This is a genomic window from Streptomyces sp. NPDC089915, assembly GCF_040684675.1.
Taxonomy (GTDB): Bacteria; Actinomycetota; Actinomycetes; order Streptomycetales; family Streptomycetaceae; genus Streptomyces.
Genome location: NZ_JBFBGN010000104.1, coordinates 1 through 25,175, shown reverse-complemented (window position 1 = coordinate 25,175; position 25,175 = coordinate 1). Strand labels below are relative to the sequence as shown.

Here is a 25,175-nt window from a genome sequence, read left to right as displayed (position 1 = left end):
CGCACGGCGCCCAGCTCGCCCGCCTCCCGCCGGCGCAGCAGCTCGGCGTGGAGGGCGGCCACCTCCCCGGCCGAGTCCGCCTCCAGCAGCAGCGCCTCCCGGCCCACCACCAGGGCCCTCACGCGAACGCCCCCACCCGCACGCCCGCCGCCCCCAGCGCCTCCCGGACCCGCACCGCGAGCCCCGCCGCCCCCGGGGTGTCCCCGTGCAGGCACAGCGAGCGCGCGTCCACCCGTACCCGGGAGCCGTCCGAGGCCGTGACCTCCCGCTCGGCGGCCATCCGGACGGCCCGCTCCACCACCGCGTCCGGATCGTGCACCACCGCCCCCGGGGTCCCGCGCGGCACCAGCGTGCCCCGCGGGGTGTAGGCCCGGTCGGCGAAGGCCTCCGGCACGGGCTCCAGCCCGGCCTCCCGCGCCGCCGCCAGCAGCAGCGACCCGGGCAGGCCCAGCACCGGCAGCCCGGCGTCCCCGGCCGCGAGCCGGATCCCGGCCACCACCGCGCCGGCCTGGTCCGCGTCGTGGACCGTCCGGTTGTACAGCGCGCCGTGCGGCTTCACGTACGACACCCTCGACCCGGCCGCCCGCGCGAACACCTCCAGCGCCCCGATCTGGTACGCCACCTCGGCCGCCAGCTCCTCCGCCGGCACGTCCATCGCCCGCCGCCCGAAGCCCGCCAGGTCCCGGTACGAGACCTGCGCCCCGATCCGTACGTCCCGCGCGGCCGCCAGCTCGCAGACCCGCCGCATGATCGACGGGTCGCCCGCGTGGAAGCCGCAGGCCACGTTCGCGCTGGTGACCACCGACAGGAGGGCTTCGTCGTCCGTGAGCGCCCACCGCCCGAAGCCCTCGCCGAGGTCGGCGTTGAGGTCGATCGAGGCCGCTGGGGATGTGATCATGGAAGCCATGCGGCGAGCGTAGAACAGCCTGTGCGCCGCGCGCCGCCGAGGCCTTCCGCGGCCTTCCGCGGAGCCGGGGACGATCCGGCCGAACCATGCCGTTTGGGATGTTGTCCGTGACACCGCCTAATCTTTCCGACGTGACTCTCCCTGCCCCGGCGAAGACCCTCCCGTCCCCGGCGCCGGGCCCGGCCGCCGACGAGGGCCTGGCCCGGCGGCTGCGCGCCCTCGCCTGCACCGCCCCGCTGCACGACCTCGACGTACGCAAGGCCAATCTGGCCGGCGAGTACGGGGTCTACGCGATGGCGGAGGTCGCGCTGTCCGCGATCGACCTGGTCACGCTGAACATGGACTTCGACACGGGCGCCGACCACGAGCAGATAGTGGCCAGGCTGCTGCCCCGCGTCGCCGCCCAGACCCCCGGCCGGCCGGCCGCCGAGCACGAGCGGGTCGCCCGCTGGGTGCTGGAGAACCTCGTCAACGTCGGCAGCGTCGACCGGGGCTTCCGCGCGATCTACGGCACCTTCGGCGCCGACGGGGTCTACGTCCGCCGCGACTACGACTTCAAGCTGATCGAGGAGGTGCCCGGGCCCGGCGGCACCGTGTACCTGCGCACCACCGACGAGGCCGTCAACGTCCTGGTCGGCGCCCTCGACACCGATGTCACCAGCGCGCAGATCGCGGCCGAGGTCAAGCTGGAGGTCCTGATCAGCCGGGGCCGCCTCGCCGACGCCCAGCTCGCCGCCGAGCAGGCCCGCTACCGGACCGTCCAGTACGCCGAGACCCTGCGCCGCACCCTCGACGCCACCCGGCGCAACGTCCGCGCGGTCGACTGGCTCCAGGCCGTCCCGGACATGATCGCCGAGGCCCTGGACCACGTCGCCGACCGCTACCGGCACGAGAACGCGATCCTCACCAACATCCGCAAGGCGCGCGACGAGGCCGAGGACCCCGACAACAAGCGGCGTGCGGCCGAGCTCGTCGACATCGTCAAGGACTGCATCCGGCGCCACACCCAGCTCCAGTCCCGGCTGCTGGACGCCGGCCCGCTCTTCCGCGCCGAACAGGACCGCCAGGCCTTCGCCACGCCCGCCGCGTGCTCCGGCATAGACCTGTACGGGCAGCTGGTCGCCCCGCTGCTGCCGCTGCCCGTGGCCCAGGCCACCCGGGTCACCGACGCCTTCTTCGCCGCCGGCACCGGCCTGCGCACCCCCGTCTCGGTACGGGTCGCCGACCTGGTGGAGATCCTGCTGACCCCGCCGCTGGAGCGGGAGCACCTCGGCGTCGAGATGCCGGAGCCCGACCTCATCGCGACCCCGGACGACAGCCGCTTCAGCGAGGAGCAGCTCGCGGCCGCCACCCGCCTCCTGGACCTCCCGCACGACGCCCCGCGCCGCCTGTCGGGCCTCCTCGCCGAAGCCCGCCGCGGCGACCGCGACCTCCCGTACCTGGTGGCCCTGCTCGCCGTCCACGCGGCCAGCCCGGCCGTGGGCACGGCGTACCGCCAGGGCGAGGAGCGGCTGCTGTTCGCGGTGGACGACGGCACCCCCCTGGAGGACCCGGAGTTCGGCGGCGCCGACCTGATCGTCGGCACGGCCCTCCTGGACGCGGCGGGCATGGCCGCGGACCGGGCGGAGCCCTCATGACCCCGCCCGCCCCGACCCACCCGGCGCCGCCGGCGGCCCCGGGCCCGGCCTGGGCCGACGGCCCGGCTCCGGCCGAGGGCGTACGGCCGGGCTCCGGCCCGGACGCCCTCGACCGTCGAGCCGAGGCCGTCGTACCCGCCCCGGCCCACCCGCACCCGAGGCCGCCGGCAGCGCCCGCCCCGGCGCGGGCACCGCGCCCCCCGGCCGCCGCGCCCCGCCCCGGCCGCGGGACCGCAGACCTGGTCCGTCCCGGCCACGGGACCGCCGACCCGGCCCGCCCCGGCCGCAGGCCCGACGGCTCCGCGCCCGCCCGGGGCGTACGGCCGGGTGCCCGCCCGGGCCGCCCCTGCCGTCGACCCGACGGAGTCGTACCGCACCACCGCCCCCGCCGCCAGGCCCACCGCACCGCCGAGGAGACCCACCCGTGAGCGACCACCACGCCGAGCACCCCGCGTGGAGCGAGCCCGACGGCCCGTCGGTCCCCGCCGCGCCCGCGCCCGCCGCAGCCGCCCTCACGCCGGCCGACGCCGCCGACGCGGCGCGCCTCGTCGCGTTCGGGCTCCAGCCCAAGCTGCTCACCGCCCGCGACGCCGAGTACGCCGAACTGCTGCGCCGCTACCGCGAGGACCCCGGCTTCGGCCGGCTCGCCGACGCCGTGGCCACCGGGCTCGGCCTCGTCGTCCTGGAGGTCTCCCCGCGCGCCGGCATGGCCGTCGCCGCCGGCGAGGACTCCGTCTTCGCCGTCCGCATGGGCGACTACGCCCGCCGCACCGCCGCCGACGGCGGCGACCGCTTCCTCCACGGCCTCGCCCACCTCGCCGTCGCCGCCCTCGCCTTCCCCCGCCCCGAGGACCTCGCCGACGACGGCTACATCGGCCGGATCACCGTCAACGGGGTCGACGCCTTCGTCCGGCAGACCTGCCGCCGCCTGGAGGAGCGCGCCGGGGAACTCGGCGAGAACACCGACCCCGCCTCCGACGCCCCCGGCCTGGAGGCCGCCTGGCGGGTCTACGCCCGCCGCAGCGCGACCGGCGCCACCAAGGACGCCCGCCGCCTCGCCGGATCCACCACCGGCATCGTCGGCAAGGCCGCCGCCTTCCTCACCGAGTCCGGTTTCCTCCAGCGCACCGGCGACGACTCCGGCGGCACCTACCGCACCACCCCCCGCTACCAGCTCCAGGTCCGCGACATGGCGGGCAGCGCGGCCATGGCCGAACTCCTGGAACTCGGCGTGGTACCCGTCGGCGACGGCTCCGCCACCCTCCTGCCGCCGCCCGAGGGCGACGACCTGGAACTCGCCGCCGACGCCGGCCTGCCCTTCCACGCCTGAGCCCCACGCGCGCACACCCCACGCGCCGCACACGCCCCACGCGCCCCGCACGTACCGAGACCCACCGAGAACAACGAGAGCCCGCCGCCATGTACGAGCTGTCCCGGATCCGCCTCTACTCCATCGGGCCCGCCGGCGCACGCTACGCCGACACCGTGCTCGACCTGCGCGGAGTAGGCGAGCCGGTACCCCACCCGGCGCCCACCCAGGCGGAGTTCTTCGAGGACGAGCCCACCGGCCCGCCGCGCCGCCCGGCGCCCGCCGGCGTGCTCTTCCTGGAGAACGGCGGCGGCAAGTCCGTCCTCCTCAAGCTGATCTTCTCGGTCATGCTCCCCGGCCACCGCAACACCCTCGGCGGAGCCAGCTCCGGCGTGCTCCGCAAGTTCCTGCTCGCCGACGACTGCGGCCACGTCGCCCTGGAGTGGCAGCACACCCAGACCGGCGAGTGCGTGGTCGTCGGCAAGGTCAGCGAGTGGCGCGGCCGCCAGGTCTCCAACGACCCCCGCAAGTTCGCCGAGGCCTGGTACTCCTTCCGCCCCGGCCCGGGCCTGAGCCTGGACGGCCTCCCCGTCGCCGAGGCCACCTCCGTGCGTCCGCCCGTCGAAGGCGCCTCCGGCGCCCAGGGCCGCCGCCGCACGATGAAGGGCTTCCGCGACGCGATCACCGAGGCCGGCAAGGCCTACCCGCACCTGGAGGTGTGCTGGGAGGAGATCCACGACCGCTGGAACGAGCACCTCACCGAACTCGGCCTCGACCCCGAACTCTTCCGCTACCAGCGCGAGATGAACGCCGACGAGGGCGAGGCCGCCGGCCTCTTCGCGGTCAAGAAGGACTCCGACTTCACCGACCTGCTGCTGCGCGCCGTCACCGACACCCGCGACACCGACGGCCTCGCCGACCTGGTCCACGGCTTCGGCAACAAGCTCGGCCGGCGCGCCGAGCTGATGGCCGAACGCGACTTCACCGCCGGCTCCGTCGACCTGCTCACCCGCATCGTCGAGGCCGCCGAGACCCGCGCCCGGCTGCGCGACGTCCACGCCGGCGCCGAACGCCGCACCCGCACCCTCGCCCGGCGCCTGTCCGCCCGGGCCTCCGAGGAGCGCGGCCGCGCCGCCGACCTCGCCCAGCGGGTCACCGGAGCCGCCCACGCCGTCACCGCCGCCGAGGGGCAGCGCTCCCGCAGCGCCGCCGTCTCCGCCGAACTGGCCTACCGGCACGCCTCGCTCGCCCTGACCGTCGCCGACAAGGCGGCCGCCGCCCAGCGCCGCGAACTCCTGGAGGCCCGCACCCTGCACTCCGCCTGGCAGGCCGCCGAGACCGTGCTGCGCCACCGCGCCGCCGCCGACCGCTCCGCCCGCGTCGCCGCCGCGATCCGCGAGGCCGAACGCGACGCCGCCCCCGCGCTCGCCGCCCGCGCCACCGCCGCCGCCGAGCTGGTACGGGCCCTGCACACCGCCGCCGAACAGGGCGAGCGCGCCGCCAACGAGGAGGAGGAGCGTTCCGCCGGACTCCAGGAGATCGGCGAGACCGCCCACCGCGACGCCACCTCCGCCGCCACCGCCGCCCAGCGCGCCCGCAGCGAGGCCGAGCACCTGCGCGCCCGCCTCGCCGAGGTCGAGCAGGAGACCGCCGACGCCGTCCGCGCCGGCTGGCTCGACGACACCGCCCCCGACGCCGACCCGGCCCGCGCCGCGCTGGCCGCCAGCGACGCCGAGAAGACCGCCGTGGCCGCCTGGGACGAGTCCCGCGAGGCCGCCCGCTCCGCCGCCGAAGCCGCCCGCGAGGCCGCCGGCGCCGAATCCCGCGCCGAGCTCACCGCCGCCCGCGCCGCCGACGCCGCCGACGCGGCCGAGGCCGCCCACTCGGCCGAGGAACGCGCCGCCGCCTCCCTGGCCGCCTCCCCGCGCCTCGCCGAGCTCCTGGGCCTCCCGACGGTCCCCGAGACCTTCCTCCCGCACCCGCGCGAGGGCCGGGCCGCCGGATCCGCCGCCGCACCCACAGGGGCCGGCACGCCGGCCGGACCGGCGGGCCTCGGCACGGCCGGGACGGCCACGGGCGACGGCACCGCCAACGGAGCCCCGGCCAACGGCCGCCCGGGCATCCCCGGCTCCGGCGCGGCCGCCCAGGCAGGGGCGCAGGGCACGGCCACGCAGGCCGTCGGCCACCCCGGTACCGCCGGGGCCCTCACCGCCGAGGACCTCGACCGCAACGCCGACACCCTCGCCGACCTCCTGGCCGACACCGTCGGCTCCGCCGAACGCCAGCTCTTCGACCTGCGCACCGCCGCCGCCGACGACTCCCGCATCCTCGGCGCCCTCGGCGACGGCGGGCTGCTCCCGCCCGGCCCCGACGTCCTCGCCACCGTCGAGTACCTCGGCGAACACGGCATCCCGGCCCTCCCCGGCTGGCGCTACCTCGCCCAGGCGGTGGCCCCGGCCGACCACGCCGCCGTCCTCGCCGCCCGCCCCGAACTGGTCGACGGCGTCATCATCACCGACCCCGACACCCACGGCCGGGCCCGCGAGGTGCTCTCCGGCGCCGCCCTGCTGCCGCGCTCCACCGTGGCCGTCGGCACCGCGGCCGCCCTGCTGGCGCCGGCACCCCCCGCGGACGGCGATCCGGCCGTCTCCGGCGTCTTCATCGTCTCGCCGAACCCGGCCATGCACGACGAACACGCCGCCGACGAGGAGCGCCAGGCCCTGCGCGCCCGCGCCACCGCCCGCGATACCGAGATCCGCGAGCTCGCCGCCCGCCTCGCCGGTGACCGCGCACTCGCCGCCCGCCTCGGCTCCTGGCGCACCGGCTGCCCGCCCGGCCGCCTCGCCGAGCTCGCCGGACAGGCCGCCGCCGCCCGCGCGTTCGCCGAGGAGACCGACGCCGAGCTCGCCGAGGCCCGTACCGTACGCGCCGAGGCCGACGAGGCCGCCGCCGACGCGGCCCGCGTCCGCGACGAGCGCCAGGAGACCGCCCAGCGCGCCCGCCGCGCCGCCGACGCCCTCGCCGGCCTCGCCCACCGGCTGCGCGAGCGCTCCGGCTGGCAGACGAAGGTCCGCGAACTCGCCGACGAGGCCGCCGAGTCCGAGGCCCGCGCCGAAGCCTTCCTGGACCGGGCCCGCGCCGCCGACGAGGACCGCCGCGCCGCCCAGCGCGCCGCCGACGACGCCCGCCGCACCGCCCGCGCCCTGCGCGCCGAACGCGCCGAGATCGCCGGAGCCCCCGACCGGCTCCCCGAGGACGACGGCCCCCGCGCCCCCCTGCCCGACCTCCGCGAGGCCTACCGCACCGCCTCCCAGGTGTACGAGAAGGTCGGCGTCGGCGCCGACCTGCGCGCCGAACAGGCCCGCGCCGAGAGCGACGAGAGCGCCGCCCTCGCCGAACTCGACCGGCTCACCAACAAGGTCCGCACCCGCGCCGCCCAGCTCCTCGAAGGCACCGACGGCGCCGACGGCCCCTCCCGGCAGGCCGCCGCCGCCCGCGCCGAGGCCCTCGTCCAGATGCTGGAGTCCCGTGCCTCCGCCGCGAGCGAGCAGCTCGGCCGGCTGCGCGGCGAGGCCGAACGGCACGCCCCCGCCGACGGCGAGGCGCACACCGAGCTGCCCGAGGAACTGGTCCCGTCCGACGTGGAACAGGCCCAGGGCCTGCTGCGCACCGCCACCGCCCAGCTCGCCGCGCACTCGGCCGCCGTGGAGAGCGCCCGGGCCGCCCACGCCGACCTGCTGCGCGCCCACCGCACCGCCGAGGACGGCGCCGGCGGCTTCGACGAGACCGCCGCCCTCCTGCGGGACCTGCTGCGCGACCACACCCACCCCGAGGACGAGCAGGAGCCGGCGGCCCACCAGGGCACCCTGGAGGAGGCCCGCCGGTCCGCCACCGAGACCCGCCGCTCGCTGCGCGCCTGCGCCGCCGACCTCTCGGCCGCCGAGGCCGCCGTCCGCGAGGCGGGCGACGTCCTCGTCCGGCACGCCAACGCCAACCGCTACGAGCAGGTGCGCACCCCCGCGCGCCAGCAGATCCGCGAGCTGCCCGCCTCCGCCCTCCCGGAGCACGCCGCGGCCTGGGCGGCCGCCTTCGCACCCCGGCTGCGCGTCCTCACGGACGAGCTGGCGCAGCTGGAGCGCAACCGGGACAGCATCGTCGACCGGCTGCGCGGTCTCGTCGAATCCGCCCTGGCCACCCTCCGCTCCGCCCAGCGGCTGTCCCAGCTCCCCGAGGGCCTCGGGGAATGGTCGGGCCAGGAGTTCCTGCGCATCCGCTTCGAGGAACCCGACCAGGCCACCCTCACCGAACGGCTCGGCGAGGTCATCGACGAGGCCACCCGCACGGCCGTCAAGAGGAACGCCGCCTTCGGCGAAGGCCGCCGGGACGGCATGTCCCTGCTCCTGCGGGGCGTCCAGGCCGCGCTCGAACCCAAGGGCATCGCGGTGGAGATCCTCAAGCCGGACGCGGTCCTGCGCGCCGAACGCGTCCCGGTCGGCCAGATGGGCGACGTCTTCTCCGGCGGCCAGCTGCTCACCGCGGCCATCGCCCTCTACTGCACGATGGCGGCCCTCCGCAGCAACGACCGCGGCCGCGACAAGCACCGCCACGCGGGCACGCTCTTCCTCGACAACCCGATCGGGCGCGCCAACGCCACCTACCTGCTGGAACTCCAGCGGGCGGTCTCGGACGCCCTCGGCGTCCAGCTCCTGTACACCACGGGCCTCTTCGACACCACGGCCCTCGCGGAGTTCCCCCTCGTCATCCGCCTGCGCAACGACGCGGACCTGAGGGCGGGCCTGAAGTACATCAGCGTGGAGGAACACCTCCGCCCGGGCCTCCCGCAGCCCACCCGCGAAACGGAGTCCATCCACGGCGAGATCACGGCGACCCGCATGTTCCGCCGCAGCGGGACGCCTTCCTGACACAGGACGGGGGGCGGCTCGGCGCGGCGAACACCCGTACCGCTACCGCCCCTCGTCCCCCCGCGCCGCACTGCTCGGCCCCGACACCACCCCGTACCGCTGACGCCACGTCTGCCGGGTGATCCACACGTCCAGCACCGCCCACGTGGCCACCACCGTCCCCGCTATCCCCCCGAGAACCATCGGCAGCGCCAGCCACGACCCGGTCAGGGCCAGGAAGAACGTGACCGACGCCTCCGTCAGCGTCACCGCCACGATCAGCACCGCCCGCACCGCCGACGCCCGCACCGGATCCGGCAGGCGCCGCCGCCGCGCCGGCTCCTCCACCCACAGGCCCCGCCCGCCCGACTCGGACACCGATCCGTCCTCTTCGTCGTACATCCTCATGGTCCGCTCCGCTCACGCCCCCCGAGCCCAACGAACGGCCCCGCCCGGAGATTCCCGCATCCCGGACGGGCCGGCCGCCCCCGCGCGTTGCGGATCGGAGAGTTCCAGCCATCCCTCCCGACCCGGGAACCGACACCCCACCGAGTGTCATCTGCCACATATCGGGCCGGACTTGACCGGAAGTATCGGACAACTCGTGATCTTCGTCCAGGGGTCAGGCCGAAAACGTCCGGACACGCCTTCGAGCCCGCTCCCCGGCAGTAGTAGGCTCACGCCGTTTAAACGACGGAACACCGACCCCTCGCACGGGGGTTGAGCTGGGGGAGGCTGGGGAGGCCATGCGCTTTCGCGGGAAGTCGATCCGCCGGAAGATCGTGGCGTTGCTCCTGGTGCCGCTCGTCTCCCTGACCGCCCTCTGGGGCTTCTCGACGGTGATCACCGGCCGCGAGGCCGTACAGCTGCTCGACGTCGCGTACGTCATCGACAAGGTCGGCTACCCGATCGAGGACGTCGTCCGCGTCATCCAGAAGGAGCGCCGCCAGACCCTCGTCGTCGTGGGCGACCCCCGCGCCGCCGCGGCCACCGCCGAGCTCACCCGCAGCCGCACCGCGACCGACGAGATGGTCCGCAAGATCACCGCGAACGCGACCGACCCCGAGGTCCTCGAAGAGCTCAGCTCCTCCGCCAAGCAGCGGCTGCGCTCGATCCTCGACGCCTTCCACGGCATCGCCGCCCTGCGCCGCTCCGTCGACGCCGGCAGCCTCGACCCCGCCCAGGCCCTCGACCTCTACAGCCGGCTCGTCGACCCCTGCTACGACTTCCTCATGAACCTCCACGCCCTGGAGAACGTGGAGATGGACAAGCAGGGCCGCGCCCTCGTCGGCGTCACCCGCGCCCGCGAGACCCTCTCCCGCGAGGACGCGGTGATCGCCGCCGCCCTCGCCGCGAACAACGTCACCGCGGGCGACGTCCGCCGCGTCTCCACCTTCGTCGCCAACCGCTCCCTGCTCTACGAGTTCAACCTCGCGATCCTCCCGGCCGACGACCGCAAGCTCTTCGAGCGGTACTGGAACGGCCCCGACAGCAAGGCGCTGCGCGACACGGAGGAACGGTTCATCGCCGCGGGCGCCGGCAAGAACCCGCGCACCGTCACCGCCGCCCAGTGGGACGAGGCCGCCCGCAAGGCCCTCGACGACCTCGCCGCCATGGGCACCGCCGCCGGCGACCGCTACCAGAAGCGCGTCGAACCCGTCGCGCAGGGCGTCCTCGTCCAGGCCGCCGTCGCGGGCGTCCTCGGCTTCATCGCCCTGGCCGTCTCCCTGGTCCTGTCCGTGCGCATCGGCCGCGACCTGATCCGCGACCTCTCGCAGCTCCGCAAGGACGCCCACGAGGCCTCCGGCGTCCGCCTGCCCAGCGTCATGCGCCGCCTCGCCGCCGGCGAGACCGTGGACGTGGAGACCGAGGCACCCCGCCTGGAGTTCGAGAAGGACGAGGTCGGCCAGGTCGGCCTCGCCCTCAACAGCCTCCAGCGCGCCGCCGTCGAGGCCGCCGTCAAGCAGGCGGAGCTGCGCCGCGGTGTCTCCGAGGTGTTCGTCAACCTGGCCCGCCGCAACCAGGTGCTGCTGCACCGCCAGCTGACCCTGCTCGACACCATGGAACGGCGCACCGAGGACGCCGAGGAGCTCGCCGACCTCTTCCGCCTCGACCACATGACCACCCGCATGCGCCGCCACGCCGAGGGCCTGGTGATCCTCTCCGGCGCCGCCCCCTCCCGCCAGTGGCGCAAGCCCGTCCAGCTGATGGACGTGGTCCGGGCCGCAGTCGCCGAGGTCGAGGACTACGAGCGCATCGAGGTGCGCCGGCTGCCGCGCATCGGCATCGAGGGCCCGGCCGTCGCCGACGTCACCCACCTCGTCGCCGAACTCCTGGAGAACGCCACGGTGTTCTCGCCCCCGCACACCGCCGTCCAGGTCCACGGCGAACGCGTCGCCAACGGCTTCACCCTGGAGATCCACGACCGCGGCCTCGGCATGAACCCGGAGGCCCTCCTCGACGCGAACCTCCGGCTCGCCGAGACCCCCGAGTTCGAGCTCTCCGACACCGACCGCCTCGGCCTGTTCGTGGTCAGCCGCCTCGCGCGCCGCCACGGCATCAAGGTGGCGCTCCAGCACAGCCCGTACGGGGGCACCACCGCGGTGGTCTTCCTCCCGGCCGAGCTCCTCACCGAGGCGCCCGACACCAACGGCAGCGGCATCCGCCTCGACGCGGTACGCGTCGCCAAGGGCCCCGCCGGGGTCAAGGGCGTCAAGGCCGCCCAGGGCGCCAGGGGCTCCGGCCGCCCGGCGCACTCCCTCGACCGCGCCGCGTCGGCCCGGCAGCTGGCGGCCGGCGTGCTCAACGGCCCGGTCGAGCTGGAGGGTCCGCTCGGCCTCCTCGGCCTGGAGGGGCCCGACGGCCTGGAGGGCCTCGACGAGCTCGAGGACACCATCACCGGCATCGCCGGGGCCGGCGGCCGCCCGCCCATGGCCACCCTCGACGACGAGACCCCGCCCGGCGGCACCCCGCGCAGCGCCCTGCTGGGCCTGGGCTCCGCGGGCCGCCCGGACGACCGGCGCGGCGGCGAGCGCGGCACCTGGAAGGGCGACCGGATCGGCGACAGCAGCGCCGACCGCCACCGCGACTGGGGCCGGGCCCGCGACGGCGACCCGGAGACCGGCACCGGCCGGGGCCGCCCCCGGGGCGGCGACCGCGAGCCCCAGGCCCCCACCGGGCCGGTCCGCGCCGAGCGCCCGCACCTGGACTCCGTCCGCCCCGACGGCCCCCGCTCCGGCACGGTCCCGCTGCCCCGCCGGCGCCCCACCCCGACCCTGGTCGCCGACCACGGCCGCCGCGTGGACCCCCGCCCCGCCGCGGTGAAGGCCCCGGAGCGGCCGCAGGGCGGCCCGGGCGGGCTGCCCCGCCGGGTCCGCCAGGCGAACCTCGCGCCCCAGCTGAAGGACGGTCCGGCCCCCGCCGAGCACGAGGCCCCCGCGCCGCCGCCGACCGACCGGGACGCGGAGGACGTACGGGCCCGCATGTCCGCCCTCCAGCGGGGCTGGACGGCGGGGCGCAGGGAGTACGCCGAACGCCAGGCCCGCCAGCAGGACGCGACGCAGCAGCAGGACGCACCCCAGCAGCAGGCACCGCAGCAGTCCGAGACCGCGGCCGGCACCCCCGCCGCCGACGGTCCCGCGCACGAGAACGAAGGGGACGGTCGATGACCGCACCGCAGAACGGAAACGACAGCAGGGGCCGCGGCCCCGGCCCGCTCAACTGGCTCCTCGACGAACTCGTCGACAAGGTCGCCAGCATCCGCAAGGCGGTGGTCCTCTCCGGCGACGGCCTGCCGACGGGCAGCTCCAAGGACCTGACCCGCGAGGACAGCGAGCACCTGGCCGCCGTGGCCTCCGGCTTCCACAGCCTCGCCAAGGGCGTCGGCCGGCACTTCGACTCCGGCCGGGTCCGCCAGACCGTCGTCGAACTCGACGAGGCCTTCCTGTTCGTCATGGCCGCCGGCGACGGCAGCTGCCTGGCCGTGCTCTCCGACTCCGACTCCGACGTGGGCCAGGTCGCGTACGAGATGACCCTCATGGTCAAGCGCGTCGGCGACCACCTGGCGACCGCCCCGCGCACCGGGCTGCCAGCCGGAGGGTGAGTAGGACCGTATGAGCGATCCAGGCCACGACCACCTCCCGACCACCCCGGAGCCGGCGGGCACCCCCGCGACGGCTCAGGGGAGCGGCCACCCGCACTGGTTCGACGACGAGGCGGGGCCCGTCGTACGCCCGTACGCCATGACCCGCGGCCGGACCCGCCCCGCCGGCCGGCACCGCCTCGACCTGATCGCCCTCGTCGTCGCCGAACCGGCGGCCGACGATCCGGTCTGGGACCTGACCCTGTCCCCGGAGCACTCCCACATCCTCGGGCTGTGCCGGGAACGCCCCCAGTCCGTCGCCGAGCTCGCCGCGGACCTCGACCTCGCCATCGGCGTCGTCCGGGTCCTCATCGGTGACCTCGTCGACGACTCACTGGTCCATGTGACCAGGCCGGTACCTCCGGCCGAACTGCCCGACGAATCCATTCTGCGTGAGGTGATCGATGGCCTTCGGGCGCTCTAGCCGCACCGGTGCGATGCATGCCGTCTCGCCGGTCGAACCGCTGACTCTGAAGATCCTGGTCGCGGGAGGCTTCGGGGTGGGGAAGACCACCCTGGTCAGCGCGGTGAGCGAGATCCGTCCCCTGCGGACGGAGGAGACGCTCTCCGAACCGGGCGTGGGGATCGACGACACCGGGGGAGTGGAGCAGAAGAGCACCACGACCGTGGCCATGGACTTCGGCCGCATCACCCTCCGGGACGACCTGGTGCTCTACCTGTTCGGCACCCCGGGGCAGGACCGCTTCTGGTTCCTGTGGGACGAGCTCTCGCAGGGCTCGCTCGGTGCCGTCGTCCTCGCCGACACCCGCCGGCTCGCCGACTGCTTCGCCGCCATCGACTACTTCGAGCGGCGCGAACTGCCCTTCCTCATCGCGGTCAACTGCTTCGACGGAGCCGAACGCCACCCCGTGGTGACCATCCGCGAAGCCCTCGACCTCGACCCCGAGGTACCGGTGCTGCTCTGCGACGCCCGCGACCGCGAGTCGGTCAAGGACGTGCTGGTGGGAGTCGTGGAACACGCCATGTCACTGGCCCGCGCCCGCCGGGCCGGCCTGACGGCCGGAGCCTGACCGGGCACCGCGCGCGGAGGCGGCCCGTACCCCCGCCGACTGGGGTACGGGCCGCGGTCCTCATGGGGGGCTGCGGGGGGTCCCAGGGGCCGTGGCGCGGGACCGTGGGGAGAGTGTGAACCCGCCGCCGGGGAGCGTCAAGCACCCCGGCGACGGCACTTGTACCCGCCCGGCCCCGCCCCCTGGTCGGGGCACCCCGCCAGCTTCCGCCTCCCCGCCTCAGCGCACCGCGACCACGGCCGAACCGTGCCCGAACAGCCCCTGGTTCGCGGTGATCCCCACCCGCGCCCCCGGCACCTGCCGGGCCCCCGCCGTCCCCCGCAGCTGCCAGGTCAACTCGCACACCTGGGCGACGGCCTGCGCCGGCACCGCCTCCCCGAAGGAGGCCAGACCGCCGCTCGCGTTGACGGGCACCCGCCCGCCCAGCGCGGTCGCCCCCTCCCGCAGGAGCTTGGCGCCCTCGCCCTCACCGCACAGGCCGATGTCCTCGTACCACTCCAGCTCCAGCGCGGTCGACAGGTCGTACACCTCGGCCAGCGACAGGTCCTCCGGCCCCAGCCCCGCCTCCTCGTACGCGGCCCGGGCGATCGAGGCCCGGAAGGAGCCCTCCGCCGGCCGCACCGCCACCGCCGAATCGGTCGCGACGTCCGGCAGGTCCAGCACGGTGCGCGGATAGGTGGGCGTCACCGTCGACACCGCCCGGATCCGCACCGGGTCGGCCACCCCGCGCGCCCGCGCGAAGTCCAGGCTGCCCAACACCAGGGCCGCGCCCCCGTCGGAGGTCGCGCAGATGTCCAGCAGCCGCAGCGGATCGGCGACCACCGCGGACGCCGCCACCTCCCCGGCCGTCACCGCCTTGCGGTAGCGGGCGTTCGGATTGAGCGCCCCCGCCGCCGAGTTCTTCACCTTGACCTGCGCGAAGTCCTCCCCGGTGTCCCCGTACAGGGCCATCCGGCGGCGCGCGTACAGCGCGAAGTACGCCGGGTTCGTCGCCCCCAGCACCCGGAACCGCAGCCAGTCGGGATCGTCCGGCCGGTCGCCCCCGGCCGGGGCGAAGAACCCCTTCGGCGCGGCGTCCGCACCCACCACCAGCACCACGTCCGCCAGCCCGGCCAGGATCTGCGCCCGGGCCGCCCCGATGGCCTGGGCCCCGGAGGCGCAGGCGGCGTACACGCTGGTCACCCGGGCGCCCTGCCAGCCGAGCGCCCGCGCGAAGGTGGCCCCGGCGACGTAGCCCGGGTAGCCGCCGCGCACGGTGTCGGCGCCCACCACGGACTGCACGTCGGTCCATTCCAGCCCGGCGTCGGCGAGCGCCGCCGCGGCGGCGGCCCGCCCGTACTCGACGAAGCTCCGGCCCCATTTGCCCCACGGGTGCATACCGGCTCCCAGCACCGCCACGTCCCCGCTCACAGCGCCCCCTCCACCGGCTTGAACCGCCAGGTCGTCCAGGTGGTGCCGGCGTCCTCGTGCAGCACCCCGGCGACCACCTCCACCTCCATGCCGACCGCCAGGTCGGCCACCGTCACCCCGGGCGCCGCCTGCCCGAGCACGACCATCCCCTCGGCCTCCAGCTCCACGGCGACCAGCGTGTACGGCTCCCAGGGCGCGTCCGGGTCGGACACGTAGGGGGCCGGCGGCCGGTAGCGCCCGTCGGTGTAGGACCAGACGCGGCCGCGCGGCGACAGTGGCACCTCCGCGAGCGCACCGCCGCCGGGGCAGTGCGGATTGCGGCAGTACGCGTCCTCGCGCGGGAAGAACACCGCCGTGCAGGCGGAACACCGCGTACCGAGCAGGCGGAAGCCGCCGGGCGTATCGGCGAACCAACCGCCGACCACGGGTGTACGTGTGCGTGCCAAGACCCCTCCCGAAACCCGAACCTGACGATCCGTCAGAAGTCTGCCACGCCGAACGCCCGCCGCACAGCGGCAGGGAGGCCCGGCCGCCCCCGTCCCGGGGGCCCTTGGCATACGATCACGCCATGCCGGCACACCTGAGGGACTCCCACTGCTCCACCTGCGGAACGCCCTTCCCCACCACGGAATGGCCGCGCACGTGCACCGCGTGCGGCACGACCGCCTACCGCAACCCGCTCCCGGTCGCCGTGGCCCTGCTCCCCGTCGAGGACGCCACGGGCACCGGCCTGGTGGTCATCACCCGCACGATCGAACCGGCCCGCGGAGGCGTCGCCCTGCCCGGCGGGTTCGTCGACTTCGGCGAGGACTGGCGCGAGGCCGTGGCCCGCGAACTCCGCGAGGAGACGGGCATCGAGGCGCGGGCCTCCGAGGTGGCCCTCGCCGACGTCCTCAGCTCCCCGCACGGCCACCTCCTCGTCTTCGGCCTCCTGCCGACCCGCCCGGCCTCCGCCCTCCCGCCCTCGAAGCCCACCGACGAGACCACGGGCTGGCACGTCCTCCGCACCCCGACGCAACTGGCCTTCCCCCTCCACACCCAGGCCGCCGACGCCTGGTTCGCGGGCCACTACACCTGACCCGCCGACGACCGGCTCCGCCCCGGGCCGCCCAGCCGCTCCGCCCCGGCCGCTGGCCTGTCCCGGCCCGGCCGCCGAGCCGTCCCTGCCAGCCGCCGGCCGTCCCTGCCAGCCGCCGAGCTGCCCCGGCCAGCCGGAGGCTCGGCCCGGGTTGGCCCGTATCGGCCGCTGAGCCGTCCTGTCTCGGCCGCCGTCCCGGCCCGGCCGCCGAGCCGTCCCGGTCGTTGAGCCGTCCCGGCCGTTGAGCCGTCCCGTCCCGTCCCGCCCCGCCCCGGCCGCTGGCCCGTCCCGGCCCGGCCGCCGAGCCGCTCCGGCCAGCCGGACGCCCGGCCCGGGGTTGGCCCGGACCGGGCCAACCCCGGCGGGTCCGGTCCGGGCCGGCCAGGCCCGCGGGCCTACACCCCCCGTACCTCCACCCCGCTCACCACTCCGCCCGCCTCGTCCTCCACCAGCACCGTCTCCCCGGCCCACCGCACGGTGTACCGCTCCACCTCGCCCGCCTCGAACCCCGCACCCGGATCCCGGATCACCACCCCGCCGCCGGTCCGCCCCCGGGCCGGGGCCCACGCCTCCAGGCCCACCGACCCGTCCGCCCGCCGCACCGGCAGCACCGACCCCGCCCGCGCCAGCACCGGCGTGCGCCCCGGCGGGGCGTCCAGCAGCACCTGCCCCTCGTGCGCCGCCCCCGTCGCCGTGTCGTACCAGCGCCCCTGCGGCAGCCGCACCGCCCGCCGGTCCGCCCCGCACTCCAGCACCGGCGCCACCAGCAGCGCGTCGCCCAGCAGGAACGCGTCCTCGCAGTCCCGCAGCCGCCGGTCCTCCGGCGCCCCCCACCACAGCGGCCGCACGTACGGCGCCCCCGTCCGCCGCGCCAGGTGCGCCAGCGTCACGAAGTACGGCCGCAGCCGCTCCCGTTCCGCCAGCACCCGCGCCGCCCCCCGTTCCGTCTCCGGCCCGAACTCCCACGGCTCCCGCCGCCCCGCCCAGATCGCCGAGTGCGTCCGGAACAGCGGCAGGTACGCCCCCAGCTCCAGCCACCGCAGGTACAGCTCCGGCGAGGGCGAACCCCCGAAACCCCCCACGTCCGGCCCCGAGTACGGCACCCCGCACAGACCGAGCCCCAGCACCAGCGCCAGCGACGCCCGCAGCCCGTCCCAGCTGCTCTCCACGTCACCGGACCACGTGCCCCCGTACCGCTGCATCCCCGCCCACCCCGACCGGGAGAACAGGAACGGCCGCTCGGCGGGCCGCAGCCGCACCAGGCCCTCCCACCCCGCCCGCGCCATGCCCAGCGCGTAGACGTTGTGCCCCTCCCGGTGGTCCCCGCCCGCCCCCTCCAGCGCGTGCCGCGCCGACCGGGGCAGCGTCGCGTCCCCCCACGGGGCGAACGACACCGGCTCGTTCATGTCGTGCCAGAACCCGGAGAAGCCCTGCGCGAGCCGCTCCGCGTACAGCCCGCCCCACCACTCCCGCACCGCCGGATCGGTGAAGTCCGGGTAGGCGCACTCACCCGGCCAGACCTCCCCCCGCACCTCCTGCCCCCGCGCGTCCCGGACGAACGCCCCGTGCGGGCCGACCTCCAGCCCCGACGCGTGCACCGCGTCCCCCGCCTTCACCGCCGGGTCCACGATCGACACCAGCCGCACCCCGGCCCCGCCGAGCTCCCGGGCCAGCCCCGGCAGATCGGGGAAGGCCTCCCGGTCCACCGTGAACACCCGGTGCCCGTCGTAGTGGTCGATGTCCAGGTGCAGGGCGGACAGCGCCAGCCCCCGCTCCGCGTACCCGGCCACCACCCGCCGCACCTCCGCCCCGCTCCCGAACCCCCAGCGCGCGTGCTGGTACCCCAGCGCCCACTCCGGCGGCACGGCCGGCGCCCCCGTCAGCCCCGCCCACCCCTGCGCCACCCGCGCCGGGGTCCCCGGCAGCACCCAGCACCGGGGCGGGCCCCCCTCCAGGCGCAGCTCGCTCGTCCCGGGCCGGTCCGCCCCCGAACCGGCCCCCTCCTCGCCCTCCCGCAGGACGACCCGCCCGTCCCAGGTGTTGTCGTAGAACGCCAGGTGCGTCCCCGCGTCCGAGACCACCACCTGCACCGGCATCGTGATGTACAGCGGATCGGTGCCCGGCCCGAACCCGCCCTTCGGGTCGGTGTTCCACAGCCGGTACTCCCCGTCCCGCAGCCGCGGCCCCCGCGCCCGCCCGCCCAGCCCGAAGAACCGGGCGTCCGCCGGCACCTCGGCCCGCTGGAGCCACCGCGAGCCGCCCCCGGCCGCCCCCTCCGCCGGATCCCACCAGCGCGGCGGCAGCTCCCGCCGCAGCACCGCCCCGCCCGGGGTCCGCACCTCCACCGCGCCGTGCCGGGACACCGCCACCGTCACCCGCTCCGACACCACCCGCCAGCCGCCCCCGGTGTCCGGCTCCAGCGCCGCCCGGGGATCGGGCTCCGGCCCCCCGCCGAGCACCGCGTACGAGGGCTCGGGCCCGGCCCCGTCCCAGCCCCAGAACACCACGCCGCCCATGCCGATCCGCACCGTCAGCTCACTGCGCGCGAACCGCAGCACGCCCCCGCCCGGCCGCGGCTCCGTCCCCTCCAGCGGCCCCGGCACCCGGGCCAGCTCCGGCCCCCGCGGAAGCAGTGCCTCCGCATCCGCCCGGCGGTGGCGCAGCGCCGCGCGCCAGGCGCGCCGCCCGCGCGCCGTACCGATCTCTTTCACCGCACGCACCAGCTCACGACCGTCCATGGCGATCACCCTGCCACCGGCCCCCCGCCGAGCGGGCGGCGTTCAGCCGCCGTTCACCCGGGAACGGAACACACCGGTCGCCGGGAACGGCTCTGGTGCGGATGTCGATCACATGGCATCGTCCCTGTGAGCCGCCGCGCGCACACCGACGCAGCGGTGGCACCGTACGCACACGAAGCGCGAGCCGCAGACTTGACCGGGAGCCGACCCATGACCTCAGCCACCCAGCCGGAACCCCTCTGGTCCCCGAGCCCCGACAGGATCGCCGCCGCCCGCGTCACCGCCTTCCAGGCCTGGGCGGCCGAGCGCTTCGACGCCCCCGCCGAAGGCGGCTACCCGGCGCTGCACCGCTGGTCCGTCGACGAGCTCGACACCTTCTGGCAGGCCGTCGCCGAGTGGTTCGACGTACGGTTCACCACCCCCTACGAGAGCGTCCTCGCCGACCGCGCCATGCCCGGCGCCCGCTGGTTCACCGGCTCCACCCTCAACTACGCCGAGCACGCCCTGCGCGCCGCCGAGGACCCCGCCCGGGCCGCCGACCCCGCCCTCCTCCACGTCGACGAGACCCACGAGCCGACCCCCGTCACCTGGGCCGAGCTCCGCCGCCAGGTCGGCTCGCTCGCCGCCGAGCTCCGCACCCTCGGCGTCCGCCCCGGCGACCGGGTCAGCGGCTACCTCCCCAACATCCCCGAAGCGGTCGTGGCCCTCCTCGCCACCGCCGCCGTCGGCGGGGTCTGGACCTCCTGCGCCCCCGACTTCGGCGCCCGCAGCGTCCTCGACCGCTTCGAGCAGGTCGAGCCCGTCGTCCTGTTCACCGTCGACGGCTACCGCTACGGCGGGAAGCAGCACGACCGCCGCGAAACCGTCGCCGAGCTGCGCGCGGGCCTCCCCTCGCTGCGCGCCGTCGTCCACATCCCGCTCCTCGGCACCCCCGCCCCCGAGGGCACCCGAGCCTGGTCGGAGCTGACCTCCGGCGACGCCGAACCCGTCTTCGAGCCCGTCCCCTTCGACCACCCGCTGTGGATCCTCTACTCCTCGGGAACCACCGGCGCCCCCAAGGCGATCGTCCAGTCCCAGGGCGGCATCCTCCTCGAACACCTCAAGCAGCTCGGCCTGCACTGCGACCTCGGGCCCGAGGACCGGTTCTTCTGGTACACCTCCACCGGCTGGATGATGTGGAACTTCCTCGTCTCCGGCCTGCTCACCGGCACCACCGTCGTCCTCTACGACGGCAGCCCCGGCTTCCCCGACACCGGCGCCCAGTGGCGCATCGCCGAACGCACCCGGGCCACCCTCTACGGCACCTCCGCCGCCTACGTCATGGCCTGCAAGAAGGCCGAGGTGCACCCGTCCCGCGACTTCGACCTCTCCGCCGTCAAGTGCGTGGCCACCACCGGCTCCCCGCTCCCGCCCGACGGCTTCCGCTGGCTCCACGACGAGGTCGCCGAGGACCTGTGGATCGCCTCCGTCAGCGGCGGCACCGACGTGTGCAGCTGCTTCGCCGGCGCCGTCCCCACCCTCCCCGTCCACATCGGCGAACTCCAGGCCGCCTGCCTCGGCACGGACCTCCAGTCCTGGGACCCGTCCGGCAAGCCCCTGACCGGCGAGGTCGGCGAACTCGTCGTCACCGCCCCCATGCCCTCCATGCCGATCCACTTCTGGAACGACGCCGACGGCAGCCGCTACCGCGACAGCTACTTCGAGATGTTCCCCGGCGTCTGGCGCCACGGCGACTGGATCACGATCACCGACCACGGCTCCGTCGTCATCCACGGCCGCTCCGACTCCACCCTCAACCGGCAGGGCGTCCGGATGGGCTCCGCCGATATCTACGAGGCCGTCGAACGCCTCCCCGAGATCAAGGAGTCCCTGGTCATCGGCCTGGAGGAGCCGAACGGCGGCTACTGGATGCCGCTCTTCGTCCACCTCGCCCCCGGAGCCGTCCTCGACGAGGCCCTGCGCAAGAGGATCGCCGCCACCATCCGCGAGCAGCTCTCCCCGCGCCACGTCCCCGACGAGGTCATCGAGGTCCCGGCCGTCCCGCACACCCTGACCGGCAAGCGCATCGAGGTCCCCGTCAAGCGGCTCCTCCAGGGCACCCCCCTGGCCAAGGCGGTCAACCCGGGCTCGGTCGACAACCCGGAGCTGCTCGCCTTCTACGAGGAGCTCGGCCGCACCAGGAAGTGACTGTCAGTGGTCGCGGTTACCGTGAGTGAGCAAGCTGTCGCGCCGCGCGCCCCACCACTCAGGGGGAACCATGAACACCACGCCCGACACCTCACGACCGGACACCTCACGACCCGGCCCGTCCCGCACCCGGAGCGGCACCTCCCGCCTCCGACGTGAGCTGCGCCGCGAAGTCCCCGGCACCGTCGGCCTCCTGGCCGACGCCCGGGACTTCGCGGCCATGCGCGACTACCGCACCTTCGCCTTCGGCCACCGCGAGGACTACGCCGACTACCTGCGCCACGTCGACGCCCTGCTCCGCTCCCTCGCGGCCCAGGGCCTCCACACCACCGTCGCCCTCTTCGACCCCGACGAGTACGCCGACTACTGCGCCGACCACGGACTGGACCCCGACAGCGCCCCGGCCCGCACCCGCTTCACCGCCGCACTGGCCTGCGGCCCCGCCCTGCCCTACACCGGCCAGCCCGTGGAGGAACTGGTCCCCCTCCTCGTCGACACGGCCGTCCGCGAGGCCACCCGCGAGTACGCCGGCGCCCTGCTCACCGGCGTAGGGGAGTGCGCCGACTGCGGCGAGGACATCGGCCGCGCCTCCTTCGAACGGGCCTCCGCCCTGCTGCGCCGCCTCCTCGACGGAGCCGGCCCCGGCCACCACCACCTCGTCTGCAGCGTTCCCACCGAGGAGGAGCAGCTCCTCGCCGTCCTGCACGCGGGGGCACCCGCAGAACCCGGCGGACTGCCCCGCACGGACGGCCGCGAGCACCTCGACTTCGTGACCGTCCTGGCCGCCGGCCTCGCCCTCGGCGGCGCCGGCGGCCTCGTCCTGCGCAGCACCACCGAGGGCTTCCAGGACCGCGTCCACGGCTGGCGCCTGGACCGCGGCCGCCTGCTGGCTCTCTCCGCCGCCGCCGTGTTCGACGCCTACTGCACGGACGCCGACACCGGCGACCCCGTCGCCCCCGAACCGGGCGTCGAATACTGCCCGGGCTACGTGGTGGACGGCACCGGCCCCCACGACTAGCCCCCGCTCCGCTCCTTAAACGTAAACGGAAACGACCGAGGGGCCCCCGCCCACGGCGAAGGCCCCTCGATCGCTACCGCACGCCCGGCTACTCGCCCGACAGCACCGCCTGCGCGGCCACCCGCGCCTCCTCGGCGCTGTCCGCGGCCCGCGCGGCCGCGGCCGCGCGCTCGCACTGCGCGAGGGTGTACTTCGCGAGCGTCGCCCGCACGTACGGGATCGAGGCGGAACCCATCGACAGGGAGGTCACACCCAGACCGGTCAGCACGCAGGCCAGCAGCGGGTCGGAGGCGGCCTCACCACAGACACCGCAGCTCTTGCCCTCCGCCTTGGCGGCCTCGGCCGACATGGCGATCAGGTCGAGCAGCGCCGGCTGCCAGGGGTCCTGCAGCCGCGACACCGCACCCACCTGACGGTCGGCGGCGAAGGCGTACTGCGCGAGGTCGTTCGTGCCCAGCGACAGGAACTCGACCTCCTGCAGGATCGAGCGCGCCCGCAGCGCGGCGGAGGGGATCTCCACCATCGCACCGAACTTCGCCCGCAGCCCCGCCTCACGGCAGGCGTCCGCGAACGCCTTCGCGTCGATCCGGTCCGCCACCATCGGGGCCATGACCTCGAGGTAGACCGGCAGCCCCTCGGCCGCCTTCGCCAGCGCCGTGAGCTGCGTCCGCAGCACGTCCGGGTGGTCCAGCAGCGACCGCAGGCCGCGCACGCCCAGCGCCGGGTTCGGCTCGTCCGCCGGCGTCAGGAAGTCCAGCGGCTTGTCCGCGCCCGCGTCCAGGACGCGCACGACCACACGGCCCTCGGGGAAGGCCTCGAGCACCTTGCGGTACGACTCGATCTGCTTCTCCTCGGACGGCGCCTTCTTGCTGTCGTCCAGGAACAGGAACTCGGTGCGGAACAGGCCCACGCCCTCGGCCCCGGCCTCCACCGCCGCCGGCACGTCCGCCGGCCCGCCGACGTTTGCCAGCAGCGGCACCTTGTGACCGTCGGAGGTGGCACCCGGACCGGAGGAGGCGGCCAGCGCCGCCTTCCGCTCGGCCGCAGCCGCCTCCAGCTCGGCCCGCTTCTCGGCGGTCGGCTCGACGAACAGGTCACCGGTGCTGCCGTCCACGGCGATCACCGTGCCCTCGGCGATCTCCCCGGCACCCGGCAGCGCCACGATGGCCGGCACGCCCAGCGCCCGCGCGAGGATGGCGCTGTGGCTGGTCGGCCCGCCCTCCTCGGTCACGAAGCCGAGCACGAGCGCCGGGTCGAGCAGCGCGGTGTCCGCGGGGGCCAGGTCCCGCGCGATCAGCACATAAGGCTCGTCGCTGTCCGGCACACCCGGCATCGGCACGCCCAGCAGGCGCGCCACGATGCGGTTGCGCACGTCGTCCAGGTCGGCCACGCGCCCGGCCATGTACTCGCCGGCCCCCGCGAGCAGGTCGCGGTAGGAGGCGAACGCGTCGTAGACGGCGCGCTCGGCGGTGCTGCCGACCACGATCCGCCGGTCCACGTCCGACATCAGCTCGGGGTCCGTGGCGATCATCGCCTGGGCCTCCAGCACGTGCTGGGCCTCGCCACCGGCCAGCTGGCCGCGCGCCATCAGGTCGGCCGACACGGCTTCCACGGCCTGACGGGCGCGCCCCTGCTCGCGCTCCGCCTCGTCCGCGGCGATCTGCTTCGCCGGCGGCTCCAGTACGGCCGTACCCATGTGCCGCACCTCGCCGATCGCCACACCGTGGCTCACGCCGACGCCTCGCAGAGTTGTCTCCATTTCACCCGTCTCCGATTGAGCGGCGGGCGCAGCCGCCGCGGTGGATGTCCGACTCGCCCGCGGGAGCAGGCGGACGCGTCACTGCCAGCTGAAGAGGACGTCGCCCGCCTTGACGTCCCCGCTCTCGTTGACGTCACCGAGCGAGTCGGCGGTGGCCTCCAGCGCCACGACGGGGCACACCGGCGACTTGCCGGCCTCCTCGACGGCCTGCGGGTTCCAGCGGATGACGGCCTGGCCACGGGTCACCGTGTCGCCCTTGTTGACGAGCAGCTCGAAGCCCTCGCCGTTCAGCTGGACGGTGTCGATCCCGAGGTGCGTCAGCACACCGTGGCCCTCGGCGTCGACGACGACGTACGCGTGCGGGTGCAGGGAGACGACCACACCGTCGACGGGGGACACCGCCTCCGAGGGCTCGCGCACGGGGTCAATAGCGGTGCCCGGTCCCACCATGGCGCCGGAGAACACCGGGTCGGGCACTGCCGCGAGTCCGATGGCGCGTCCGGCGAGTGGGGACGTCACGCTGGTCATGGGGGCCTCCCGGGGGGTGGGGCTTCTTCGTGTGAAGGATATTGCACAGGTTGTACGGGTTCGCCCGATGTCGGTTCCCGACCCGGGCAGACCCGTCGACACGGAGACTAGTGGACTAGACCGGTGGACTAGACCATACGCGTGAATCGATTTGCCTGCGCTCCAGAGGCCCTGTACTGTCGGGACTCCCGCCGAGACGTGTTGCGTGAACATCTCGCAAACAGTCGATGGCCGGGACTCCTCCTCAAGCAGTGACGATCTCGATCTCCACTCCTTTTCGGCGCGCCATTCCGGCGCGACGGAGGGTGGTCGGAGAGAAGGAAAACCACTGATAGAGTCGGAACCGCCGGAAAGGGAAAGCGCGAAAGCGCAGGACCTGGAAAGCGCCGAGGAAATCGAGACTCGAAAGAGTCTGATAGAGTCGGAAACGAAGAAAAACGAAAGCCCGGAGGAAAGCCCCAGAGGGTGAGTACAAAGGAAGCGTCCGTTCCTTGAGAACTCAACAGCGTGCCAAAAATCAACGCCAGAAGT

General features: G+C 75.4%; 18 protein-coding genes and 1 pseudogene. 12 read left to right on the top strand and 7 right to left on the bottom strand.

The features are described 5' to 3' along the window. Positions 1 to 118: 118 nt before the first annotated feature. Positions 119 to 907, bottom strand: coding sequence for a 5-oxoprolinase subunit PxpA (locus AB0O29_RS25775; protein ID WP_365155454.1), 789 nt, complete (start codon positions 905 to 907; stop codon positions 119 to 121). A gap of 98 nt (positions 908 to 1,005) precedes the next feature. Here AB0O29_RS25775 and AB0O29_RS25770 point away from each other — a divergent pair, with 98 nt between their 5' ends. From AB0O29_RS25770 to AB0O29_RS25755, 4 genes are all read left to right on the top strand, one after another. After that, complete coding sequence (locus AB0O29_RS25770; protein ID WP_365155451.1) at positions 1,006 to 2,544, top strand: hypothetical protein; 1,539 nt, start codon at positions 1,006 to 1,008, stop codon at positions 2,542 to 2,544. Next, positions 2,541 to 2,972, top strand: coding sequence for a hypothetical protein (locus tag AB0O29_RS25765; protein ID WP_365155448.1), 432 nt, complete (start codon positions 2,541 to 2,543; stop codon positions 2,970 to 2,972). The genes AB0O29_RS25770 and AB0O29_RS25765 overlap by 4 nt, the downstream gene beginning before the upstream one ends. Continuing rightward, positions 2,969 to 3,874 (top strand): hypothetical protein, encoded by a 906-nt coding sequence (locus AB0O29_RS25760; protein WP_365155445.1) that lies wholly within the window; start codon positions 2,969 to 2,971, stop codon positions 3,872 to 3,874. The genes AB0O29_RS25765 and AB0O29_RS25760 overlap by 4 nt, the downstream gene beginning before the upstream one ends. 89 nt (positions 3,875 to 3,963) lie before the next feature. Continuing rightward, entirely contained in the window at positions 3,964 to 8,775 is a 4,812-nt protein-coding gene (locus AB0O29_RS25755; protein WP_365155443.1) for a hypothetical protein, read from the top strand. A gap of 60 nt (positions 8,776 to 8,835) precedes the next feature. Here AB0O29_RS25755 and AB0O29_RS25750 read toward each other — a convergent pair. After that, positions 8,836 to 9,162, bottom strand: a pseudogene (locus AB0O29_RS25750) (hypothetical protein); the annotation flags it as partial. 338 nt (positions 9,163 to 9,500) lie between these two features. Here AB0O29_RS25750 and AB0O29_RS25745 point away from each other — a divergent pair. Genes AB0O29_RS25745 through AB0O29_RS25730 form a run of 4 tightly spaced genes read left to right on the top strand, consistent with a single transcriptional unit; the run spans position 9,501 to position 13,926 of the window. After that, positions 9,501 to 12,422 carry a nitrate- and nitrite sensing domain-containing protein gene (locus tag AB0O29_RS25745; RefSeq protein ID WP_365155440.1) on the top strand — a complete coding sequence of 974 codons (2,922 nt, stop codon included), beginning with the start codon at positions 9,501 to 9,503 and terminating at the stop codon, positions 12,420 to 12,422. Beyond that, positions 12,419 to 12,856 (top strand): roadblock/LC7 domain-containing protein, encoded by a 438-nt coding sequence (locus AB0O29_RS25740; protein ID WP_100865124.1) that lies wholly within the window; start codon positions 12,419 to 12,421, stop codon positions 12,854 to 12,856. The genes AB0O29_RS25745 and AB0O29_RS25740 overlap by 4 nt, the downstream gene beginning before the upstream one ends. Positions 12,857 to 12,866: 10 nt before the next feature. Beyond that, on the top strand, positions 12,867 to 13,319 hold the full coding sequence (locus tag AB0O29_RS25735) for a DUF742 domain-containing protein (protein ID WP_365155437.1): 453 nt from the start codon (positions 12,867 to 12,869) through the stop codon (positions 13,317 to 13,319). Then, complete coding sequence (locus tag AB0O29_RS25730) at positions 13,300 to 13,926, top strand: ATP/GTP-binding protein (protein ID WP_365155434.1); 627 nt, start codon at positions 13,300 to 13,302, stop codon at positions 13,924 to 13,926. The genes AB0O29_RS25735 and AB0O29_RS25730 overlap by 20 nt, the downstream gene beginning before the upstream one ends. 219 nt (positions 13,927 to 14,145) lie before the next feature. Here AB0O29_RS25730 and AB0O29_RS25725 read toward each other — a convergent pair whose 3' ends face one another. Continuing rightward, positions 14,146 to 15,336, bottom strand: coding sequence for a lipid-transfer protein (locus AB0O29_RS25725; RefSeq protein WP_365155432.1), 1,191 nt, complete (start codon positions 15,334 to 15,336; stop codon positions 14,146 to 14,148). Then, positions 15,333 to 15,782: a zinc ribbon domain-containing protein gene (locus tag AB0O29_RS25720; RefSeq protein WP_365155429.1), complete on the bottom strand. Its 450-nt coding sequence runs from the start codon at positions 15,780 to 15,782 to the stop codon at positions 15,333 to 15,335. The genes AB0O29_RS25725 and AB0O29_RS25720 overlap by 4 nt, the downstream gene beginning before the upstream one ends. A gap of 122 nt (positions 15,783 to 15,904) precedes the next feature. Here AB0O29_RS25720 and AB0O29_RS25715 point away from each other — a divergent pair, with 122 nt between their 5' ends. After that, a complete protein-coding gene (locus tag AB0O29_RS25715) occupies positions 15,905 to 16,414 on the top strand; it encodes an NUDIX domain-containing protein (RefSeq protein ID WP_365155426.1) in 510 nt (169 codons plus the stop codon). 395 nt (positions 16,415 to 16,809) lie between these two features. Here AB0O29_RS25715 and AB0O29_RS25710 read toward each other — a convergent pair whose 3' ends face one another. Then, a complete protein-coding gene (locus AB0O29_RS25710; RefSeq protein WP_365155423.1) occupies positions 16,810 to 19,152 on the bottom strand; it encodes a TIM-barrel domain-containing protein in 2,343 nt (780 codons plus the stop codon). Between the two features lie 210 nt (positions 19,153 to 19,362). On the opposite strand from AB0O29_RS25710, the gene AB0O29_RS25705 reads away from it, so the two are divergent. Both AB0O29_RS25705 and AB0O29_RS25700 read left to right on the top strand, forming a co-directional pair. Then, positions 19,363 to 21,339: an acetoacetate--CoA ligase gene (locus tag AB0O29_RS25705; protein WP_365155420.1), complete on the top strand. Its 1,977-nt coding sequence runs from the start codon at positions 19,363 to 19,365 to the stop codon at positions 21,337 to 21,339. Positions 21,340 to 21,409: 70 nt separating this feature from the next. Further along, positions 21,410 to 22,357: a hypothetical protein gene (locus tag AB0O29_RS25700; RefSeq protein WP_365155417.1), complete on the top strand. Its 948-nt coding sequence runs from the start codon at positions 21,410 to 21,412 to the stop codon at positions 22,355 to 22,357. Positions 22,358 to 22,445: 88 nt separating this feature from the next. On the opposite strand, the gene ptsP is transcribed toward AB0O29_RS25700, so the two are convergent. Beyond that, the gene (ptsP, locus tag AB0O29_RS25695) at positions 22,446 to 24,116 is read right to left on the bottom strand and encodes a phosphoenolpyruvate--protein phosphotransferase (RefSeq protein ID WP_365155414.1); all 1,671 of its coding nucleotides are present in this window, start codon (positions 24,114 to 24,116) and stop codon (positions 22,446 to 22,448) included. Between the two features lie 78 nt (positions 24,117 to 24,194). Continuing rightward, positions 24,195 to 24,644 (bottom strand): PTS glucose transporter subunit IIA, encoded by a 450-nt coding sequence (locus AB0O29_RS25690; RefSeq protein WP_365155411.1) that lies wholly within the window; start codon positions 24,642 to 24,644, stop codon positions 24,195 to 24,197. A 205-nt stretch (positions 24,645 to 24,849) separates the two neighbouring features. On the opposite strand from AB0O29_RS25690, the gene AB0O29_RS25685 reads away from it, so the two are divergent. Continuing rightward, the gene (locus tag AB0O29_RS25685; RefSeq protein ID WP_365155408.1) at positions 24,850 to 25,113 is read left to right on the top strand and encodes a hypothetical protein; all 264 of its coding nucleotides are present in this window, start codon (positions 24,850 to 24,852) and stop codon (positions 25,111 to 25,113) included. Positions 25,114 to 25,175 lie beyond the last annotated feature (62 nt).

Bases quoted from the DNA above. Each gene is read 5' to 3' on its own strand.
- AB0O29_RS25775 (WP_365155454.1), bottom strand. From the start codon at position 907: ATGGCTTCCATGATCACATCCCCAGCGGCCTCGATCGACCTCAACGCC.
- AB0O29_RS25770 (WP_365155451.1), top strand. From the start codon at position 1,006: ATGTTGTCCGTGACACCGCCTAATCTTTCCGACGTGACTCTCCCTGCC.
- AB0O29_RS25765 (WP_365155448.1), top strand. From the start codon at position 2,541: ATGACCCCGCCCGCCCCGACCCACCCGGCGCCGCCGGCGGCCCCGGGC.
- AB0O29_RS25755 (WP_365155443.1), top strand. From the start codon at position 3,964: ATGTACGAGCTGTCCCGGATCCGCCTCTACTCCATCGGGCCCGCCGGC.
- AB0O29_RS25745 (WP_365155440.1), top strand. From the start codon at position 9,501: ATGCGCTTTCGCGGGAAGTCGATCCGCCGGAAGATCGTGGCGTTGCTC.
- AB0O29_RS25740 (WP_100865124.1), top strand. From the start codon at position 12,419: ATGACCGCACCGCAGAACGGAAACGACAGCAGGGGCCGCGGCCCCGGC.
- AB0O29_RS25735 (WP_365155437.1), top strand. From the start codon at position 12,867: ATGAGCGATCCAGGCCACGACCACCTCCCGACCACCCCGGAGCCGGCG.
- AB0O29_RS25730 (WP_365155434.1), top strand. From the start codon at position 13,300: ATGGCCTTCGGGCGCTCTAGCCGCACCGGTGCGATGCATGCCGTCTCG.
- AB0O29_RS25715 (WP_365155426.1), top strand. From the start codon at position 15,905: ATGCCGGCACACCTGAGGGACTCCCACTGCTCCACCTGCGGAACGCCC.
- AB0O29_RS25710 (WP_365155423.1), bottom strand. From the start codon at position 19,152: ATGGACGGTCGTGAGCTGGTGCGTGCGGTGAAAGAGATCGGTACGGCG.
- AB0O29_RS25705 (WP_365155420.1), top strand. From the start codon at position 19,363: ATGACCTCAGCCACCCAGCCGGAACCCCTCTGGTCCCCGAGCCCCGAC.
- AB0O29_RS25700 (WP_365155417.1), top strand. From the start codon at position 21,410: ATGAACACCACGCCCGACACCTCACGACCGGACACCTCACGACCCGGC.
- ptsP (WP_365155414.1), bottom strand. From the start codon at position 24,116: ATGGAGACAACTCTGCGAGGCGTCGGCGTGAGCCACGGTGTGGCGATC.
- AB0O29_RS25690 (WP_365155411.1), bottom strand. From the start codon at position 24,644: ATGACCAGCGTGACGTCCCCACTCGCCGGACGCGCCATCGGACTCGCG.